Raw genomic sequence first — 18,682 nt, forward strand, 5'->3', positions numbered from 1 at the left:
GCGGGTGGTTAGTTAAGCCTTTCGTTCGCGCAGCCACAGCAGCAGGGCGATCAGGATGCCGGCCCCGGTGCCGACCAGCAGGCCGATGCTGGGCTGGCCCAGCAGGCCGCCGCCGATCGCCCCGGCCATGATCAGCAATGCGATGATGGCGCCCGCGCCGGTCGGATTCTTCGCCTTGTTCATGGCCCATCCTTGCCATGGCCCGCCGCCCATGGCCAGTCGCTTGTCGCCCGCGTCTCCCCTGTCCTGGATCGGAACGGCTCGCGTCCCGAAATGGCGCGCCTGTCCCGCTGCGGGACTTGGCTAACCGGCCGTTCACCCTCGTCATCGGCCTGCTGCGCCAAAGCGCCAAACTGGCATGGGGGTTGATAGGGGAGGGGAAAGGGCGCGCAAAAATCGGGGGTCGCATGCACATGCCATATCTTTCGGATCGAAAGAGCTATGAGGATGCGACGGAACTGATCGCGACCTTCGGCGCCAATGCCGGCTATGAGGCGGCGGCGCGGGCCGATCGCAGCCGTGACCTCGGCAACCACATCCATTTCTGCCACTGGCGCCAGATCGAGCGGCTGATCGTGCTGCTCGCTCATCACCAGCCGCTCGGCACGATCCACTGATCTTCTGAACGCAAAAGGGCCGGAGCGTCATGGAACGCGCCGGCCCTTTTTGCTGTCTGGCTGAAGGCGTTTTAGAGCCGCAGGCCGGCGGTTTCCGGCAGGCCGGCCAGGATATTGAGATTCTGCACGGCGGCACCCGCCGCACCCTTGCCCAGATTGTCGAGCGTGGCGACCAGGCGGGCCTGTCCGCTCTGCGCATTGCCGAACACCGACAGAGACAGGCGATCGGTCGCGCCGACATGCTCGACCTCAATCTGTGCCATGGCGCTGCTGTCGGCCAAGGGCGTCACGCTGACGATCGGCGATCCTTCATAGGCGGCGGCCAGCGCGGCATGGATGTCCGCCGGCGATGGCGTGCCGGGCATGGCGCGCAGCTGCAGCGGCACTTCCACCAGCATGCCGCGATAGGCATTGGCGACGGCCGGCGCGAACAGCGGCGGATGGGCCAGACCCGCATAGCGGGTCATTTCCGGCACATGCTTGTGCGCCAGGCTAAGGCCATAGGCGCGGAAGGCGGTCGGCGCGCCATCGGCGCCCTCATATTCGGCGATCATTGCCTTGCCGCCACCCGAATAGCCCGACGCGCCCGATACCGTCACCGGCCAGTCGGCCGGCAGTAGGCCGGCCAGCACCAGCGGACGGACCAGACCCAGAAAACCGGTCGGCCAGCAGCCGGGATTGGCGACGAAGCGGCTGTTGGCCAGTCGCTCGCGATGGCCCGGCTCCAGTTCGGGGAAGCCATAGGTCCAGCCGTCGGCGACGCGGTGCGCGGTCGATGCGTCGATCACGCGGGTGCGGTCATTGTCGATCATCGACACGGATTCGCGCGCGGCATCGTCGGGCAGGCACAGGATCACGATATCGGCCGCGTTCAGCGCGTCGCGCCGGGCCGCCATGTTGCGGCGATCCTTTTCATCGACCGTGATCAGCGACAGTTCGGGCCGGTCGGCCAGGCGATCGGCAATCTCGATGCCGGTGGTGCCATGGCCGCCGTCGATGAAAATCTTCGTGGTCATGGGGCAATCCTCCGCCGCGCGATGATCGGCTGTTCATGGTCGGGCGCCAGCCGGGCGACGACATCGGCCAGCGACTCGACCACCACGGCCATCCAATGGGCGTTGGCGTGCAGCATATGGGTGGCGTCGGTCATGATCCCGACATGGCCGGGGAAGAAGACCAGGTCGCCGCGCTGCAACGGCGCGCTCGCCTCGATCGGCGCGCCAATGCCCTCGCATTGCAGGTCGGTGTCGCGTGGCACGGCGATGCCGCATTCGCCCAGCGCAACCTGCACCAGCCCCGAACAGTCGATGCCGCGATGGCCACGGCCGCCCCAGACATAGGGCTGGCCCAGATAGCGCTGCGCCACCGCGACCCAGTCGCTTTCCGGCGAGTCGAGCGGGGCGGCATGGCGGCCATGGATGAAGCCGTCGCCGGTCGTGAGGAAGTTGTCCTCGGCCTCGCCGCCGAAGCGGGCGCCCAGCGGCCAGTGATCGGCGATTGGCGCCTTGATGTCCGCGCGGCTGAACAGCGGCGCGCTCTGGTTGATGATGCGGTGGCTGACCGCTTCCTTCACGTCCAGCGCGTCGCGGCGGATATAGCCGACATAGCCGTCATGCCCGCAAAAGCCCCAGGCCCAGTCGGTCGTGACGTCGAGCGCATGGAAGCTTTCGCCGCGCAGCAATTCGCTGACCGCCTCGGCATTGTGCGAGGGTTGGGACAGGATCGGCGCGCCGGGCGCCACGCAGGTCAGTTCGACCGCGCGGGCATAATGGGCGGAAAAGAGCACGCCGGCGAGCGAGATGTCCGCAAGGTCGCCACGCGCCGCATGGACGCGGTGGTCGAGCGCTACGGATCTGCCGTCCAGCTTGAACCGGGTTCTTTCAGGCGGTGCGTTCCGCGTGGTGTTGATCTGGCCTGTCATCGCGCGCGGTTCCTGCGATGAAATGGTGAAAGGCGTCAAGGAATTCCGCGCCCTTCGACGTGCGGGTGATGAAAATATTGCGCCGATCGGCCGCATCCCGCTCTCGTCGGAGATAGCCGAGCGCTGAAAGCTTGTTCAGCGCGCGGGTGATGACCGGCTTGGACACATGGAGTTGTTCAGCAAGACCACGGACCGTATGCGGGCCATCGCCGATATAGACGGTCAGCATCAGGGCCATCTGGCGGTTGGTGAGGTCGGGTTTCCCCGATCGCACATAATCGACCAGGGTCCGCATCCACTGGCTGAGCGGCTGTATGCCGGGGCGGTCGATCTGGGCGGCCTGTTGCGGGGAAGCGAGCGCGTTCATGCCCCCCTAACGCATGATAGCCAATCCGGTTGCGTAACGGATCGCAGGATATTGCAGTTTGACTATCGCGCGCCGTCATAGCGTTGCTGGAGCAGGCGGAAGACTGCGCGCAGGCCCAGGGCCTCGCCGCCCTTGGGCCGGCCCGGACGGGCCGCCGGTCGCCAGGCGAAGGTGTCGAGGTGGATCCAGGCCGTGCCCTCCGGCACGAAGCGCTGCAGGAACAGGGCGGCGGTCACCGCGCCGGCAAAGCCGCCTTCGCCGGCATTGTTCATGTCGGCAATGTCGGACTTCAGCATGTCATAATAACCGTCCCACAGCGGCAGGCGCCAGGTCGGGTCGTCGACCGCCGTGCCGGCCGCCGCGATGTCGCTCGCCAGTGCCTCGTCATTGGTGAACAGCGCGGGCAGGTCCGGGCCGACGGCGACGCGCGCCGCGCCGGTCAGGGTCGCGAAGTCCACGATCAGTTCGGGCTTTTCCTCACCCGCGCGGGTCAGCGCGTCGCCCAGCACCAGCCGTCCTTCGGCGTCGGTATTGCCGATCTCCACGGTCAGCCCCTGCCGGCTGCGCAATATGTCGCCGGGGCGGAAGGCATTGCCGCTGATGGCATTTTCGGCGGTCGGCACGAGCAGATGCAGCCGCACTGGCAGGCGCGCGCCGATGATCAGCCGGGCCAGCGCGATCGCATGGGCCGCGCCGCCCATATCCTTCTTCATCAGGCGCATGCCCGACGACGGTTTGATGTCGAGGCCGCCGCTGTCGAAGCAGATGCCCTTGCCGATCACGGCAATGCGCGGCGCGGCGGGGTCGCCCCAGCTCATTTCGATGAGGCGCGGGGCAAAGCCCTTGTCCGCCGCCTTGCCGACGGCGTGGATCATCGGGAAACCCTGCTCCAGCGCGTCGCCGCGCGTCACCTGCACCTCGCCGCCATGGGCCTGCGCCAGCTGGCGCACGGCATCCTCCAGGTCCTGCGGCCCCATGTCGGCGGCCGGCGTGTTCACTAGGTCGCGGACCAGCGCTACCGCCTCGGCCTGCTGCACGATCGCCTCGATCCGGGCGACGTCGCCGGTCAGCAGCACGCGCGGCCCGGCCGCGCCTTCATCCTTGCGATAGCGTTCGAACCGATATTGCGCCGTCAGCCAGCCCAGCGCCGCCGCGCCGGTGCTGCCCTCGGCCAGGCGGTAGCTGCCTTCGGGCAGGCTCTCGGCCAATCTGGCCAGGCACCAGCTACCCAGCGCGTCGCGCTTGACCACTCCGGCCACGACCGACCAGTCGCTCTGCCCCTCGCCGGGGATGATCGCATGCTCGTTCGGCTTGGCGTGGAATTTCTGGGCGCTGATCAGGGCACGGACCCGCTCGGGTTGGGCGGTGAACCAGGCATCCAGCTCGGCCGCTTCGATCAGCTGGATGGAACGGGCGGGCTGGCCATTATCGGCTTTGAGCAGGTCGGCAAATTCGGTCATGCACAGGATGTAGGAGAAAGCGCGGCCCATGGGAACGGGCCATTTTTTGTCACTTCTTTCATCCCGATGGAAACCCGGCCGGCCGTCAGGGCATTTGCCTATTGTGGCCCGAGTGCCTAGGTTCCAGATCATAACAGACGACAAGGAGAGTAGCCATGATCCGTTCCGACAATAGCGGCCTGCAGGCGCTGCGCGCCCGCGCCTATGCGCTGGCCGAAAGCGGCCAGTTCGCCAACGCCCATGCGGTCGAACAGGCGCTGGTGGCCGAAGGCTGGCCCAACATCCATCGCGCGCTCGCCGGCGACTATGCGCGCAAGGCGATCAGCGAACGCTGCCTGACGGCCAAGCCGCACTGATGCGGGCAGGGTGGGGGAACGGGACGACGGGGCCGCTGCTCGCAGCCCTGTTGCTGTCCGGCTGCTCGAAATCGACTGAGGACGACACGCCCGGCGGCAACATGCCCGCCAATGCGACGATGCGCGCCTTTGTCGACCGCATGGCCGGCACCACGCGACCCGCTGCCCCACCCGCCAAACCATTCGAGCAGTCGGACAAGACCGAACTGCTGGAATTTCTCTATGCCTATCCGGCGCAGGCGGCGGCGATCCCGACGCTGGTCGATCGCTTCGCACGCGCCATGGCCGAGAACAAGGCCGATGCGCTCAAGATGGCGACGCAGGACCGGGATTCGGCCAGGAAAGCAGGCTTTCCTTTCCACGCCCACAGCCGCGAGACGCGCTGGAGCGTGATGGCGGACACGCCGCGCTTCCTGGCGCTCGAATCCGCCAATTACATGTATACCGGCGGCGCCCATGGCATGACCGGCTATGAAGCGCTGCTGTGGGACAGGGAGCGGCGGCGCGAGACCGATTTCGGCGCGCTGCTGACCTCCGAAGCAACGTTCGCGACGGCGATCCATGACAGTTTCTGCAAGGCGCTGGACCAAGCGCGGGCGGAAAAGCGCGGCGCACCGGTGGTGCCGGGCGATGACGACTTCACCAAATGCATCGATCCGATGAAGCAGGTGCTGGCGCCGACATCGCGCGACGGCAAGTTGATCGACGGCATCCAGGTGACGATCGGCCCCTATGGCGCCGGCCCCTATGCCGAGGGCAGCTATGACATCAAGCTGCCGGTCGACGCGGCGATCTACAAGGCGATCAAGACCGAATATCAGGACGCGTTCGTCAGGCCCCGAGAATAGCCGTCATTGCGAGGCGCGAAGCGCCGCGGCAATCCATGGATTGCGTCGCTGCGCTCGCAATGACGATCCTGTTCAGGCCGGCACGCCGTACAGGTCGTGATCGTCGGCATCCTCGATCAGCACGTCGAACATGTCGCCCGCCTTGCGGCCTTCGCCGACGTCGCGCAGGAAGACATTGCCGTCGATTTCCGGTGCGTCGGCCTGGCTGCGCGCGGTCGCGCCGATGCTGCCATCCTCCTCGTCCGGCTCGCCGACCTCGTCGATAATCACCGGCATGACCCGGCCGACCTTCGCCTGCAGCTTGGCGGCGCTGATCGCGGCGGTCTTTTCCATGATCCGCTGATAGCGTTCTTCCTTGACCTCGTCGGGCACGGCGCCCGGCAGGTCATTGGCGGCTGCGCCTTCGACCGGCTCGAAGCGGAAGGCGCCGACGCGGTCGAGCTGCGCTTCTTCCAGCCAGTCGAGCAGATACTGGAAGTCTGCCTCGGTCTCGCCGGGGAAGCCGACGACGAAGCTGGAGCGGATCGCGATGTCGGGGCAGATGTCGCGCCACTTGCGGATGCGATCCAGCACCTTGGCTTCGTTGGCCGGGCGCTTCATCGCCTTCAGCACGCTCGGCGAAGCATGCTGGAAGGGAATGTCGAGATAGGGCGTCAGCAGCCCCTCGGCCATCAGCGGGATGACATGGTCGACATGGGGATAGGGATAGACATAGTGGAGGCGGACCCAGGGGGCGACGCCGTCCGCCGTGCGCAACTGGCCCAGTTCGCGTGCCATATCGGTCATATGGGCGCGGACCTCGCGGCCCTTCCACATGCGCGGTTCGTGGCGGGTGTCGACGCCATAGGCCGAGGTGTCCTGGCTGATGACCAGCAACTCCTTGGTGCCGGCCGCGACCAGCTTTTCCGCCTCGCGCAGCACCGCGTCGATGCGCCGCGACACCAGGTCGCCGCGGATCGAGGGGATGATGCAGAAGGAGCAGCGATGGTTGCAGCCTTCTGAAATCTTGAGATAGCTGTAGTGACGCGGGGTGAGCTTGAGGCCGCCTTCGGGCACCAGGTCGACAAAGGCGTTGGGGATGGGCGGCGATGCGTCATGCACCGCATTGACCACCTGCTCATATTGATGCGCGCCGGTGACGGCCAGCACCTGCGGGAATTTCGCGCGGATCACGTCCGCCTCGTCACCCATGCAACCGGTCACGATGACGCGGCCATTTTCGGCCATGGCCTCGCCGATCGCCTCGAGCGATTCTTCCTTGGCGGAATCGAGGAAGCCGCAGGTGTTGACCAGCACGACGTCGGCGCCGGCATAGTCGGCGGACATCTGATAGCCGTCGGAACGCAGCTTGGTCAGGATACGTTCGGAGTCGACCAGGTTCTTCGGACAGCCGAGCGAAACCATGCCGATCTTCGGCGCGTCTGGGATTTTGGTTGCCATGATCGGCGCGCACATAGGGATTTTTGCGCCAAATGTCACGGGGGTGCCGAAAAGACAAAGGGCGCGCCCAAATGGACGCGCCCTTCGTTCTAGCTAAGCCCTTGATCCGTTACATCTTGTAGGACAGGCGGATGTAACCGAACTGGCCCGGCACATCATAGGTGGTCGGATCGAAATTGGCGCTGTCGCAGGTGAAGCAGGCCGGCGGATCCTTGTCGAAGATATTGTTGACGCCGATCGTCAACCGGGTGCGATGGTCGAGCCAGGCCGGCGAAAAATAGGCCTGCATGTCGCCATAGAAGGTCGATCCCATGACATGGCCGTCGCTCTCCGTCACCTTGCTGATATAGCGGCCGGTGAAGGAAACGCCCCAGGCGTCGGCCGAATAGTCGAGCGTGGTGGTCGCCTTGAAGCGAGGATAGGCCTGGTCGACCGAACCGCAGCGTTCGGTGCCGGCGCATTTGATGGTCGGTGCATTGAGCTCGGCCGGGGCCTTGATGTCATAGCTCAGCAGATAGGCGGCGTTGACCGTCAGGCCGACCGTGCCTTCGCCCACCGGCTTGGAGCGATAGATCAAAGATCCGTCGATGCCGTCGGTGTTGATGGCGTTGAGATTCTGCAGCGTGGCGTCGATGCCGGCGACCAGACCGCTGGGCGTGCGGCTGATCGAGGCGCAACTGACCGGATCGGCATCGAAGGCGCAGCGGCGCAGGGTCAGCGTCGCAGGCACCGAGTCGATCGCGTTCTTGAGGCGGATATTATAATAATTGACCTCAAGGCTGAGCGCGCTGGCAAAGCCGTTGCGTGCCCAGGCCGGGCTGTAGACCATGCCGGCGGTCCAGGTCTTGGCGGTTTCCGGTTTCAGGTTGGTCGAGCCGCTGGAAAAGACGCCCAACTGGCCACCGGTCGGCTCGTCATAGCTGCCATCGGCCGGCACGCCATTGGCGATGCAATTGGCGCGCACGGTGGCGTTGGTCTGGAAGGAGCCGCCGTTCGCGCTGGTGCAGGGGTCGTTGATCGTCTGGTCGGTGCGCGACCGGCCGGCATACATTTCGCCGATGCTCGGCGCACGCAGGCTTTCGGCATAGCCGCCGCGCAACAGCAGGTCGCTGACCGGCTTCCACAGGCCCGACACGGTGAAGGTCGTGTTGCTGCCAAAGCTGCTATAGTTGGAATGGCGCACCGCGCCGTCCAGTTCCAGCTTCTGGAAGAAAGGCTTGTCCGCAAGCAACGGAATGCGGATTTCGCCATAGACCTCATCGACATTGAAGCTGCCCGCCGCCGGACTGGTCGGTACGTCGGCGCCCAGGCCCGCCGTGATGATCGGGTCGGGGGTGTAGCTGGCGCGCTGGTTGCGATGCTCGTAGCCGACGGCGAAGCCGACCGCGCCGCCCGGCAGGTCGAACAATTCGCCCGACAGGTTGGCGGTGGCGTCCCACAATTCCTGCGTGCTGCGATCCTTCTGGTCGAAGGTCACATAGTCGAGCATGGCCTGGGTGATGGAACCCGCGCCGCCGAAGATGTTGAACGGCACGCAATCGCCGGTGCAGCCCGCGACCGGCCCCAGCGCCTGGGCCAGCTTGGCGGCGTTCAGGTTGCCGGTGAACACCTGATGCGCGTCATTGCTGCCATACATGCCGTTGACGTCCCAATACCATGTCTTGTCGCCGACCCCGAAGGAGCCTTCGAGCGTCGATTGCATGGTGAAGGTATCGACATCCTGGCTGAAGATGCGCGGGCCGCCCTCGACGAAGCGACGGGCGATCAGCGAATAGGTCGCCGGCTCGCCATTGGCGCCCGACGACAAGGTGAAGCCGAACGGATTATAGGGGTTGGTCGCATCGATGCTGATCGTGTCGAGCAGATTGCCGTTGCCCGCATCCGGACCGACGAACAGCGGCAGCGGCGCGGCCTGGGTGGTCGAACTGCGATGCTGATAGACCAGCCGCGTGCGCAGGCTGACATTGTCGGAAAATTCGAACTTGGCGTTGAGGAAGCCGCCATAGCGTTCCGATGGCGTCAGCAGATAATTTTCCGGCGCAAAATTATAGCGGTCGGCGGAGGTGAAATTCTTGAAGTCCCCCGGATAGGTCGGGCGACCGCTGACCGGCGCGATCAGAGTCAGATCCTCGTCGCCGATCATGAAGCGGCCGTTGGGCGTCGCACCGGAACAGCCGCCGATCGGGTCGGCGCAGTTCGTCTGGCCCGGATTGGGGAAGCGGGAGATGGAACGATCGGCGGTGCGGACGCTCTGCTGCTTCACATAATTGCCGCCAAATACGATCGACACCCGATCGGACTGCAGGCCATAGCTGGCGTTGAGGTCATAGGTTTCGCCATCGCCCTGTTCATAGGTGCCGAACTGGGCGGACAGGTCGAGCCCCTTCTGCGACTGTTTGGTGATGATGTTGACGACGCCGGCAACCGCGTCGGAGCCATAGAGCGGGGAGGCGCCCGACTGCAGCACCTCGACCCGTTCGATCATGCTGGCGGGGATGGAGTTCAAGTCGACCGATGCGGGAATGCCGCCGGCCGCCGACCCGTTCACATAGCGCATGCCGTCGACCAGGATCAGCGTGCGCTTGGCGCCCAGGTAACGCAGGTCGATTTCGGCCGAGCCGGAGCTGACGCCGGTACCGTCGGGCGGACCGCCGATATTGCCGGCATTGTTGACCTTGGTGTTGAGGCCGCCGCCGGCGCTCGGGATGCGCTGCAGCACGTCGGCGATGGAGGAAAGGCCGGTCCGCGCGATCGCTTCCTGATCGACCGTGACGATCGGCTTGTCCTGGTCCAGCGGGCTCTGGCGGATGCGCGATCCGGTGACGATGATAGCCCCGGCATCCTCGGCCTGCGGCGCGGCAGATTGTGCGAAAGACGGTGCATTATAAAGGAAGGCGGACAGCAGGACGCCGGTTTTCAGGACATTTTTCAAGCGCATATTCTACCCCTCAAAAATCAGACCTGAGGGGGAGTGTTGCCATTCTATGACAGCAAGGCAATTGGTCGCATGCTGCGCTGCACCGTTGGTAGCACGAATTTTGCCTTATGTTGCTGTGACGCAACAAACATGTTCGGTCTGTCGCTGATTTGAACCTATTGATCGTCGGGGCGGGGCGTGGCGCCGGTTTCTTCCACGATCTCGATGATGCAGTCGCCGGTCTGGAGCGCTCGCGCGCCTTCCTCCCAGAAGCCGATCGGATGGTCGCCGCGATAGATGCGCACGCCAAGCCCGGTGCCGATCGCGGACAGGGGCTGGCCGATTTCCTGCGGCAGGACCGGTCGTTCGTGCAGCTTCACCCGGCCGCCCGAGGCGGCGAGATCGGCCATATAGTCGGCGATATGCTTGCCGCTGGTGCTGCCGGCCAGCAGCAGCCCGGCAAAGCTGACCGGGTTGATAACCGTGGTGGCGCCGGCCTGGCGGGCGGGCACTTCATTATCCTCGTTGCGCACGACAATGCTGATCGGCAGGCGCGGCGCCAGATGGCGCGCAGTGAGCGTAATCAGGATCGACGTGTCGTCGCTCCCGGCCGACACGATCATCGTGCGGGCACGGTGGATGGCCACGTCCTTCAGCGTCTTGTCGCGCGTGCTGTCGCCGCACAGCACGTTGCAGCCCAAGGCTTCGGCATGGTCCAGCGCCTTTTCGCTGCCGTCGATCACCACGATCTCGCGCGGGTCGGTGCCACGCGCCAGCAGTTCGTTCACCGCCTCCTGGCCGCTGGTGCCGAAACCGGTGACGACGATATGATTGTGCAGATCGGCCTGAATGCGTGCCATGCGCCACCTGTAGAGGATGTTGCGGAAGAAGAGATTATAGGCGGTGCCCAGGAAAATGATCCAGACGAACAGCCGGATCGGCGTGACGAAGATGGATTCGAATAGGCGCGCTTCGGGCGAGACCGGCACGATATCGCCATAGCCGACCGTGGTGACGGTGACCGTGGTGAAATAGAGCACGTCGATGAAGCTTATCTGGTCATCATAATTGTCCTTGAGACCATCGCGCCCGACCCAGTGGAGCGCCAGCACGATCGCGATCAGGCCAAAGACCAACACCACCCGCCAGGCGAGGTCCGCCCAGACCGGCAGCGCCGATCGCCGCCGCAGAAAGCCGGCCATGGGCGATGCCGAAGGCGGCGGCGCGATCTTCATGGGGTGGGCATCTGGGTCATCGGATTGATCGGCACCCGGTCCTTGCGCAGCTCGAAATGCAGCTTCGGCTTGCTGGCATAGCCTGTGTCACCGCTGAGGCCAATCACCTGGCCCTTCGTCACCTTCTGCCCGCGCACCACGTCGATCCGGTTGGCATGGCCATAGGCGCTGACCCAGCCGCTGCCATGGGTGATGAGGATGAGGCCGCCGAATACCGCGATGCTGTCGCCCGCATAGGCGACGACGCCGTCCGCTGCCGTGCGGATCGGCGTGCCGATCGGCGCGGCAATGTCGATGCCGTTATTCTTCGCGCCGCTTTCGCCGGGGCCGAAGCGCGAGATTATATTGCCCTTGAGCGGCCAGGCGAATTGGCCGGAAAAGCCGCCGGGCTGGGCGATCGGCACATTGGAGGGCAGGGGGCGGGGCTGGGCCTTGGCCACCGTGCGCGGCTTCTCCTCCGCGATGGCCGGCTGACCGCCGGTCAGCACATCGTCAATGTCGATGCGGAAGGCGGCGGCGCGCTGCTCCATGCTGGTGGCGGACTGGCGTGAGGGTTGTACCGCAACGGGGGCAGCCGGTATCTCGCCGCCGGGCAGCAACAGTCGCTGGCCGCGCCGCAGCACATAGGGTTCGGTCAGGCCATTGATGTCGACAATGTCGCTCCAGCGCACGCCATAGGCCACGGCGATGGCGATGCCGGTCTCCCCCTCCGCCACCGCATGATAGCGCCCGCCGGGGATCGACAGGTTCTGCCCCGGTTGCAGCGCATAGGGCGGCGCCAGCCCATTGGCCCGCGCGATTGCGTCCGACCCCGCGCCGGTGCGGTTGCCGATGCCGCGCAGCGTGTCGCCCGGCTGCACGCTATAGGTGCTGGCGGACACCGTCCGGGCGTTCGCCGTCACCCGCTGCGCGGTCCAGACCGGCTTGCGCTCGATCATCTGCGGTTCGGACGAGGGGCGCTGGGCCGGCTGCGGCGGCATGCTGGGCGATGGCGGAATGGCGGGCGCCGGCTGGGCCGGGGGCAAGGGTGCGGCATAGGGCGCGCTGTCCTGCACCGGGGCAGGGATACAACCCGCCAGCAGCAGCGGCAGCGGCGCCATGGGCAGCCAGCGCCGCCCCCTTGAATGTCCAGCCATATGGTCTCCCCCCGGAGCGTAAGTCAGTCCGAAAATGCCTGCGCCGTCGCCGCCAGCGCGCCATCCTGCGTCAGGTCATAATGAAGCGGCGTCACCGCGATATAGTCTTCTGCGATGGCCGCCAGATCGGTCCCCTCGGGCGCGGAATCGCTCCGTCCCAGGCCAAACCAGTAATAGCGATAGCCGCGCGGATCGGTGCCCTCGATGATCTTGGTCCGGTCGATGTCATGGAACCCCTGCCGCACCACGCGCACGCCCTTGACCCTGTCCGGGTCGATCGCGGGGAAATTGACGTTGAACAGCAGGCGCGGGCTGGCCGGCATCGCGATCAGCGGGCGCAGCACCCGCTCGCCCCAGGCTTCGGCGGCGGCAAAGGGCACCGCGTCGGCCATCGCCTCGCGGGCATAGACCTGGCTCAGCGCGATCGACTTTATGCCCGATATCGCGCCCTCCATCGCGGCGGCGACGGTGCCTGAATAGGTCACGTCCTCGGCCAGGTTGGCGCCGCGATTGACGCCCGACAGGACCAGGTCCGGTTTCGCGTCCTTCATCAGATGGCCGACCGCCATCATCACCGCGTCGGTCGGCGTACCGGTGACGCTAAAATGCTTCTCGCCATGCTTGCGGATGCGCAGCGGGCGGGTCAGCGTCAGGCTGTGGCCCGCGCCCGACTGTCCCTCGCTGGGCGCGACGATCCAGATATCGTCGGACAGGGTGCGGGCGATCGCCTCCAGCACCTTCAGCCCCGGCGCATGGACGCCATCGTCATTGGTGAGGAGGATGCGCATCGCCCGTTCCCTTGCTTGAGGCCGTTTCTTATCGCGGCTCCAGCTTGGTGATGCCGCCCATATAGGGCGTCAGCACCTCGGGCACGATCACGCTGCCATCGGCCTGCTGGTAATTTTCCAGCACCGCGACCAGCGTGCGACCGACCGCCAGGCCCGATCCGTTGAGGGTATGGAGGAAGCGCGTCGCCTTCTCTCCCTCCGGCTTGTAGCGGGCGTTCATCCGCCGCGCCTGGAAATCGCCGCAGTTGGAGACGGAGCTGATCTCGCGATAGGTCGCCTGGCTCGGCAGCCAGACTTCCAGGTCATAGGTCTTGCGCGCGCCAAAGCCCATGTCGCCGCTGCACAGCAGCATCTTGCGATAGGGCAGGTTCAACGCCTGCAAAATGCCCTCGGCCGCCTGCACCATCCGCTCATGCTCGGCGTCCGATTCCTCGGGCGCGCAGATCGCGACCAGCTCGACCTTCTCGAACTGATGCTGGCGGATGAAGCCGCGCGTGTCGCGCCCGGCCGATCCGGCCTCGGACCGGAAACAGGGGGTCAGTGCGGTCAGCCGCACCGGTAGCGCGTCGGTCGGCACGATCTGCTCGGCGACCAGATTGGTCAGCGACACTTCGGCGGTCGGGATCAGCCAGCGGCCATCGGTGGTGCGGAACAGATCCTCGGCGAATTTGGGCAACTGGCCGGTGCCGAACAGCGCCTCGTCGCGCACCAGCAGCGGCGGATTGGTTTCCTCATAGCCGTTGGTGCCCGTCTGGGTGTCGAGCATATATTGCGCCAGCGCGCGGTGCAGCCGCGCCATCTGGCCACGCAATGCGGTGAAGCGCGCGCCCGACAGCGCCGCGCCACCCTCGAAATCCAGCCCCAGTGCCGGGCCGAAATCGGCATGGTCCTGCGGCTCGAAATCGAACTCGCGGATATTGCCCCAGCGGCTCAGTTCGACATTGCCGGCTTCATCCGCACCCTGCGGCACATCGTCGGCGGGCAGGTTGGGGATCGCTGCGAGCATCGCATTGAGCGCTGCACCGACCTCGGCCTCTTCGGCTTCCAGCGCCGGCGTGCCTTCCTTCAGCGCCGCGACCTCGGCCTTCAGCGCCTCGGCCTTGGCCATGTCCTTGGCCGCCATCGCCTGGCCGATCGCCTTGCTCGCCTCGTTGCGGCGGGCCTGCCCCTGCTGCAGTTCCGTCTTGAGCGCGCGGCTCTTCTCGTCCAGCGCCAATATGTCGGCGGACAGCGGGGCCAGGCCACGGCGCGCCAGGGCGGCGTCGAAAGCGGCGGGATTTTCGCGGATGAAGCGGATGTCGTGCATCGCTGCCCTATGCCGCCGCGAACGAGGCCACGCAACCCTGTGCGCCTTCGCCCGTTGGTGATGCATCCACAAAATGAAGGAGAAGGCGATGCAGATCGATCATGATGCGATGGTGCTGGTGGCGGACGGGCGCAAATTGCTCTTCTTCCGCAACAAGGGCGACCGCGCCTTTCCCCAGCTGGAGGCGGAAGAGATGAAGGTTCAGGATAATCCGGCCGACCGGGACCAGGCATCGGACGCGCCCGGCCGCGCCTTCAGTTCGGTTGGCAGCCATCGCAGCAGCATGGAACAGACCGACTTCCACGAACTGGAGGAGGCGCGCTTCGCGGCGGAGGCGGCCGACCTGCTCAAGCGCCGCGCCTTTGCTCAGGATTATGAGAAGCTGATCATCGTCGCCCCGCCCACGGCATTGGGCGAGATGCGCAAACATTATCACAAGGAAGTGCAGGACCGGCTGGTCGGCGAGATCGCCAAGGATCTGGCCAATCATCCGGTCGGTGAGATCGAGAAGATCATCGCCCGCAGTTGAGCGGGAAATCCTGTCGGTAAAAGAAAAGGGCGGCCCCAAGGCCGCCCTTTTTGGTTCTCGGACAGTGCCGGCTCAGATATTGCCGGTACGGATGATCGGGATCGGCTTGGCCGGGCCATGGCCCTCGATGGACAGCTCCGTATTGCGATCGGCCAGGCGCTTGCGCATCAGCAGCGCGGCGGCACCGGCACCGAACAGCAACACCATCGGCGGCGCCGGCACATCGGTCGGCGGCGGCGGCGCGGGAGGCGGCGGCGTGCCCGAAGAGGTGCCCGATGATGTCGAGGTCGACGTCGAACTGCTGGTCGAGCTGCTCGACGACGTGCTGCCGAAGCTCGACGATCCGGTTGAGGTCGAACTGGACGTCGAGGTCGATGTCGCACCCGACGAGGAAGAGGTCGAAGTCGATGTGGACGTCGAAGTCGATGTGGAGGTCGACGTCGAGGTCGTCGTTGTCGACGTCGTGCCGCTGGAGGTGGACGTCGGCGGGGTGGGCGAATCTGAACCGCTGGTCGTAGATGTCGGCGGCGTGGGCGAGTTGGAGCCGCTCGAGCCCGTTGAGCCTGTCGAACCGGTGGTGGAGATCACCACCGTGCCGCCACCACTGCTGCCGCCGCCAAAGAAACCGCCGATGAAGCCGCTGCTGCCGCCAAAGCCGCTGCTGCCACCAACAGGGGCGGGAGTCGGCGTTGGTCCGCCAGCCATCAGCGGCAAGGCGGCCTGCACCGGCGGCGGGGGCAGGGGGATGGGTGGCGACGGCGTGGTCACGGTCACGCGGATCGGGTCGGGCTTCTTGGCCGGCGGGCGCTTGGCCGTGGCCAGGACGCGCTGGCGCGGCTTGGCCTTCACACTCTTGGTGCTGTAGACCGTTGCCGGACGCGCATTTTCCGCCACATGGACGGCGCCCCCGCCAATGATGGCGCCGCCACAAGTGCAGGCGCACAATTTTGCCAAAGCCATCCGAACCGACATAGGATCTTCTCTAGTCCTGTTTACCCATTCGCGCCATCGGACCCTTCCGTAGCGTGAACCCTGCCATTCCCTACTGCATACCAACGCAAAATAAAGCGTTAACTGCAAGGGCATTAACCATCTTTGCGCCGTAAAAGGTCCGAAAAACCGGGCGTTTGAGTCAACTGCAATGGTTAACGTGTCATTGTGGAACGTTAAGGATGGGCTGCATGAACATCCGGATGGCGAGATCGGGGAAAACCCTGATGGAGTCGCGCTGTCCGTTCCGGGTGCGTCAGCTGGCCTAGGGGATGCGCCGGAGTGCGCATTGTCCGCTTGTATCGCCTCGTCGCGGTGGCTATGAGGCCCGCTCAAACAAAAGTCATGGGCGCCCGGAACTTACAGCGCCGGGGCCTCTCGAGTCGGAGAGCCAGATGGCATCGGTACTGAATTCCGATAAAGACGGTGTGAAGCCGCCAAAATCGACCGTAACACTCCCGGACGATTATCGTCCGTCGGCTGACGAAGAATTCATGAACCCCCTGCAGCAGGAATATTTCCGGCAGCGTCTCTGGGACTGGAAGAAACAGATCCTGTCCGAAGCGGAAGGCACGCTCGCCGTGCTGCAGAATGAACCGCTGCGCGAACCTGACCTCAACGACCGCGCGTCGAGCGAGACCGACTGGTCGATCGAGCTGCGCACCCGCGACCGCCAGCGCAAGCTGATCTCCAAGATCGACGCGGCGCTCCGCCGTATCGATGAAGGCGAATATGGCTATTGCGAAGTCACCGGCGAGCCGATCTCGCTGGGCCGGCTGGAAGCCCGTCCGATCGCGACCATGACGGTCGAGGCGCAGGAGCGGCACGAGCGTCAGGAAAAAGTCTCCCGCGACGATTAACCCTTTCTCCACGTCGCATGACTATCCTGTTGGCCAAGTGTCATTTTGCGGGAATAGTCATGGACAAGGAAACGGGAAATTCTGATCGGGGACCGGCTCGTTCCGCGCCGCGCGACAGCCTGTTCCTGCTCACCAGTCTCAGTACGATCGATGGCGTCGATCTGGGTAAGGCGCGCGTGCGCAATCTGTCGGCCACCGGCCTGATGGCAGATTGCGAACGCGCCATTCCGGCGGGCACGCGTCTTCGTCTCGAACTGCGCGGTGTTGGCCTGGTCGAGGGGGCTGTCGCCTGGTCGCGCGATGACAAGATCGGCTTCGCCTTCGACGCGCCGATCGATCCGCAACTGGCGCGCAAGCCGGTCGCCAACGGTGTGTCGCGGCAGGCGTTGCCGGACTATCTGCGTTCGGCGACGATCACGCGCCGTTGATATCGATGATGTAAATGGGTTGGCAAAAGGCCCCGCCGGTTCGCCGCGCGGGGCTTTTTCATATGCGGCCTGTTCCATGTCGCCGCGACGCCTCCACTTGGGGCGAGCGTTAGTCGAAGACCGCCACGCTGAACGCCTGTCATCGCCAGGTCATCTTCCCTGGCTAGGCGTCATCCGTCGCACTATGTCGAAAATCTGGCCGGGGTTCCGGCTGGATCGATGCTCTGTGTCCCGCTGGCAGGAAAATGGCCGGTCCGGTGATCCGGCCCCGGCCTTTTCCGTGCGGAACGGGCTTAATGTCGGCCCTGCATCTCTTCCTTGACCCGCAATTTCTGCTTCTTCAGCGAGGCGACGAGGATGTCGTCGGGCATCGGCCGACTCGACTCGGCCTTGATCCGGGCTTCGAGCCCGGCATGCTTTGCGGAAAGAGCTGAAACGTGGGAATTTTCCATGACATTCTCCTTACGAGGGTGATGGATGACGAAGTAGATCATGATTCGGCGGACCTGTCTCGCGATGATTCGCGCTTTGCGATGGGCTGTCGGTAAAATTGCGATGGCCCGCGCGCCCGCGCCGGGCTATCAGGAGAGGCTATGTTGGGTTCGGAAGGCGGGGGCTTGGTGAGCCGCGAAGACATTATGCGCCGGTTGGAGCTGCTGCGGGTCGAGCATCGCGATCTCGACGCCGCGATCGCGGCGCTGGTCGACGGCGGGGTGGGCGACCAGATGCAGGTCGCGCGCCTCAAGAAGCGCAAGCTGCGGCTGCGGGACGAGATCGTCGCGCTCGAAGATGCGCTGGTCCCGGACATCATCGCCTGATGCGTCCGCCGCGTCGCAAAATTGCGGGACTGCGGCATAAAGCGATCCCAAATGGGACAGGCGGGCTTCCGGCGCCATCCACGGCCCTGACAATCGCATCGCGATATGTCAGCTAGGCCTATGCGCAACGCAGCCGCCCTTGATCCCGGCCTTCATCGCCGCCTTGTCGATGGCCTCTATATGGAGGCGATGGTGATGGCGGATGAGGCGCGCTCCTATTTCGACGCGGACGAGGCCGGGCAGTTTGCCGCCGACGATCCCCTGCGCCGCGTGTCCTTCGCCTGTGAATCGCTCAAGGTCACGACCCGGCTGATGCACATCATCGCCTGGCTGCTCAGCCAGCGTGCCTGGCAGCGTGGCGAGATTGGCGATGCGGACGTGGCCGATGAGAAATATCGGCTCGGCCGCGCCACCGCCACCGATCCGGGCATTGCCGGCGACTTCCCCTTCGCCGCCCGTTCGCTGATCGAGGCGAGCCAGGAGCTTTATGGTCGGGTCGCGCGGCTGGAGGAACGGATGCTGTCGCCGGACGCGCCGCTGGCCGACAGTCCGGCCCGCGCACTCATGGATCGGCTCAACACTGCCTTCTGACCAATGGGCCATCGCCATCTCTTGGCTGGCATAATCGCCCCGACTTGGTCTAGACCGGTCGCATGACCCATGGCT

General features: G+C 65.3%; 22 protein-coding genes. 9 read left to right on the forward strand and 13 right to left on the reverse strand.

The window, feature by feature from the left end; genetic code table 11:
* Positions 1 to 12 precede the first annotated feature (12 nt).
* Positions 13 to 183: a hypothetical protein gene (locus AC0KVN_RS23295; protein WP_010337933.1), complete on the reverse strand. Its 171-nt coding sequence runs from the start codon at positions 181 to 183 to the stop codon at positions 13 to 15.
* Between the two features lie 230 nt (positions 184 to 413).
* Here AC0KVN_RS23295 and AC0KVN_RS23300 point away from each other — a divergent pair, with 230 nt between their 5' ends.
* On the forward strand, positions 414 to 617 hold the full coding sequence (locus AC0KVN_RS23300; RefSeq protein ID WP_004211380.1) for a hypothetical protein: 204 nt from the start codon (positions 414 to 416) through the stop codon (positions 615 to 617).
* 71 nt (positions 618 to 688) lie between these two features.
* Here the strand turns inward: AC0KVN_RS23300 and argC are convergent, their stop codons facing one another.
* The 4 genes from argC to AC0KVN_RS23320 form a co-directional block, all read right to left on the reverse strand.
* Positions 689 to 1,633 (reverse strand): N-acetyl-gamma-glutamyl-phosphate reductase, encoded by a 945-nt coding sequence (gene argC, locus AC0KVN_RS23305; protein ID WP_435567425.1) that lies wholly within the window; start codon positions 1,631 to 1,633, stop codon positions 689 to 691.
* On the reverse strand, positions 1,630 to 2,538 hold the full coding sequence (locus AC0KVN_RS23310) for a C40 family peptidase (RefSeq protein WP_435567426.1): 909 nt from the start codon (positions 2,536 to 2,538) through the stop codon (positions 1,630 to 1,632). Before AC0KVN_RS23310 ends, argC begins: the two co-directional genes overlap by 4 nt.
* Positions 2,498 to 2,905, reverse strand: coding sequence for a MarR family transcriptional regulator (locus AC0KVN_RS23315; protein ID WP_004211384.1), 408 nt, complete (start codon positions 2,903 to 2,905; stop codon positions 2,498 to 2,500). The genes AC0KVN_RS23310 and AC0KVN_RS23315 overlap by 41 nt, the downstream gene beginning before the upstream one ends.
* Positions 2,906 to 2,967: 62 nt before the next feature.
* The gene (locus tag AC0KVN_RS23320; RefSeq protein WP_435567445.1) at positions 2,968 to 4,365 is read right to left on the reverse strand and encodes a leucyl aminopeptidase family protein; all 1,398 of its coding nucleotides are present in this window, start codon (positions 4,363 to 4,365) and stop codon (positions 2,968 to 2,970) included.
* Positions 4,366 to 4,520: 155 nt separating this feature from the next.
* Here AC0KVN_RS23320 and AC0KVN_RS23325 point away from each other — a divergent pair, with 155 nt between their 5' ends.
* Both AC0KVN_RS23325 and AC0KVN_RS23330 read left to right on the forward strand, forming a co-directional pair.
* Positions 4,521 to 4,721, forward strand: coding sequence for a hypothetical protein (locus AC0KVN_RS23325; protein WP_004211387.1), 201 nt, complete (start codon positions 4,521 to 4,523; stop codon positions 4,719 to 4,721).
* Positions 4,721 to 5,569 carry a DUF4163 domain-containing protein gene (locus AC0KVN_RS23330; RefSeq protein WP_435567427.1) on the forward strand — a complete coding sequence of 283 codons (849 nt, stop codon included), beginning with the start codon at positions 4,721 to 4,723 and terminating at the stop codon, positions 5,567 to 5,569. The genes AC0KVN_RS23325 and AC0KVN_RS23330 overlap by 1 nt, the downstream gene beginning before the upstream one ends.
* 72 nt (positions 5,570 to 5,641) lie before the next feature.
* Here AC0KVN_RS23330 and rimO read toward each other — a convergent pair whose 3' ends face one another.
* The 6 genes from rimO to serS form a co-directional block, all read right to left on the reverse strand.
* Positions 5,642 to 7,024 carry a 30S ribosomal protein S12 methylthiotransferase RimO gene (gene rimO, locus AC0KVN_RS23335; protein ID WP_435567428.1) on the reverse strand — a complete coding sequence of 461 codons (1,383 nt, stop codon included), beginning with the start codon at positions 7,022 to 7,024 and terminating at the stop codon, positions 5,642 to 5,644.
* Between the two features lie 94 nt (positions 7,025 to 7,118).
* Positions 7,119 to 9,947: a TonB-dependent receptor domain-containing protein gene (locus AC0KVN_RS23340; protein WP_435567429.1), complete on the reverse strand. Its 2,829-nt coding sequence runs from the start codon at positions 9,945 to 9,947 to the stop codon at positions 7,119 to 7,121.
* A 155-nt stretch (positions 9,948 to 10,102) separates the two neighbouring features.
* Entirely contained in the window at positions 10,103 to 11,161 is a 1,059-nt protein-coding gene (locus tag AC0KVN_RS23345) for a potassium channel family protein (RefSeq protein WP_435567430.1), read from the reverse strand.
* Positions 11,158 to 12,297, reverse strand: a complete 1,140-nt coding sequence (locus tag AC0KVN_RS23350; RefSeq protein ID WP_435567431.1) for a peptidoglycan DD-metalloendopeptidase family protein — start codon at positions 12,295 to 12,297, stop codon at positions 11,158 to 11,160. The genes AC0KVN_RS23345 and AC0KVN_RS23350 overlap by 4 nt, the downstream gene beginning before the upstream one ends.
* A gap of 23 nt (positions 12,298 to 12,320) precedes the next feature.
* Positions 12,321 to 13,085, reverse strand: a complete 765-nt coding sequence (gene surE / locus AC0KVN_RS23355) for a 5'/3'-nucleotidase SurE (RefSeq protein WP_483656409.1) — start codon at positions 13,083 to 13,085, stop codon at positions 12,321 to 12,323.
* Positions 13,086 to 13,113: 28 nt separating this feature from the next.
* Positions 13,114 to 14,391: a serine--tRNA ligase gene (serS, locus tag AC0KVN_RS23360; protein WP_435567433.1), complete on the reverse strand. Its 1,278-nt coding sequence runs from the start codon at positions 14,389 to 14,391 to the stop codon at positions 13,114 to 13,116.
* 88 nt (positions 14,392 to 14,479) lie between these two features.
* Here serS and AC0KVN_RS23365 point away from each other — a divergent pair, with 88 nt between their 5' ends.
* Complete coding sequence (locus tag AC0KVN_RS23365; RefSeq protein WP_483656410.1) at positions 14,480 to 14,920, forward strand: host attachment family protein; 441 nt, start codon at positions 14,480 to 14,482, stop codon at positions 14,918 to 14,920.
* Between the two features lie 72 nt (positions 14,921 to 14,992).
* Here AC0KVN_RS23365 and AC0KVN_RS23370 read toward each other — a convergent pair whose 3' ends face one another.
* Positions 14,993 to 15,127 carry a hypothetical protein gene (locus tag AC0KVN_RS23370; RefSeq protein ID WP_017501572.1) on the reverse strand — a complete coding sequence of 45 codons (135 nt, stop codon included), beginning with the start codon at positions 15,125 to 15,127 and terminating at the stop codon, positions 14,993 to 14,995.
* Positions 15,128 to 15,176: 49 nt separating this feature from the next.
* On the opposite strand from AC0KVN_RS23370, the gene AC0KVN_RS23375 reads away from it, so the two are divergent.
* The 3 genes from AC0KVN_RS23375 to AC0KVN_RS23385 all read left to right on the forward strand — a co-directional run bounded on the left by AC0KVN_RS23375 (position 15,177) and on the right by AC0KVN_RS23385 (position 17,198).
* Positions 15,177 to 15,785 carry a hypothetical protein gene (locus AC0KVN_RS23375; protein ID WP_435567434.1) on the forward strand — a complete coding sequence of 203 codons (609 nt, stop codon included), beginning with the start codon at positions 15,177 to 15,179 and terminating at the stop codon, positions 15,783 to 15,785.
* Positions 15,786 to 16,305: 520 nt separating this feature from the next.
* Positions 16,306 to 16,770 carry an RNA polymerase-binding protein DksA gene (dksA, locus tag AC0KVN_RS23380; RefSeq protein WP_004211401.1) on the forward strand — a complete coding sequence of 155 codons (465 nt, stop codon included), beginning with the start codon at positions 16,306 to 16,308 and terminating at the stop codon, positions 16,768 to 16,770.
* A gap of 59 nt (positions 16,771 to 16,829) precedes the next feature.
* The gene (locus AC0KVN_RS23385; protein WP_004211402.1) at positions 16,830 to 17,198 is read left to right on the forward strand and encodes a PilZ domain-containing protein; all 369 of its coding nucleotides are present in this window, start codon (positions 16,830 to 16,832) and stop codon (positions 17,196 to 17,198) included.
* A 293-nt stretch (positions 17,199 to 17,491) separates the two neighbouring features.
* Here the strand turns inward: AC0KVN_RS23385 and AC0KVN_RS23390 are convergent, their stop codons facing one another.
* Positions 17,492 to 17,650: a YdcH family protein gene (locus AC0KVN_RS23390; RefSeq protein ID WP_010337949.1), complete on the reverse strand. Its 159-nt coding sequence runs from the start codon at positions 17,648 to 17,650 to the stop codon at positions 17,492 to 17,494.
* Between the two features lie 186 nt (positions 17,651 to 17,836).
* Here AC0KVN_RS23390 and AC0KVN_RS23395 point away from each other — a divergent pair, with 186 nt between their 5' ends.
* Entirely contained in the window at positions 17,837 to 18,016 is a 180-nt protein-coding gene (locus AC0KVN_RS23395; protein ID WP_037492086.1) for a YdcH family protein, read from the forward strand.
* A 120-nt stretch (positions 18,017 to 18,136) separates the two neighbouring features.
* Positions 18,137 to 18,607 (forward strand): DUF1465 family protein, encoded by a 471-nt coding sequence (locus AC0KVN_RS23400; RefSeq protein ID WP_010337951.1) that lies wholly within the window; start codon positions 18,137 to 18,139, stop codon positions 18,605 to 18,607.
* Positions 18,608 to 18,682 lie beyond the last annotated feature (75 nt).

The sequence above is a fragment of the Sphingobium sp. SG1 genome, assembly GCF_057063145.1.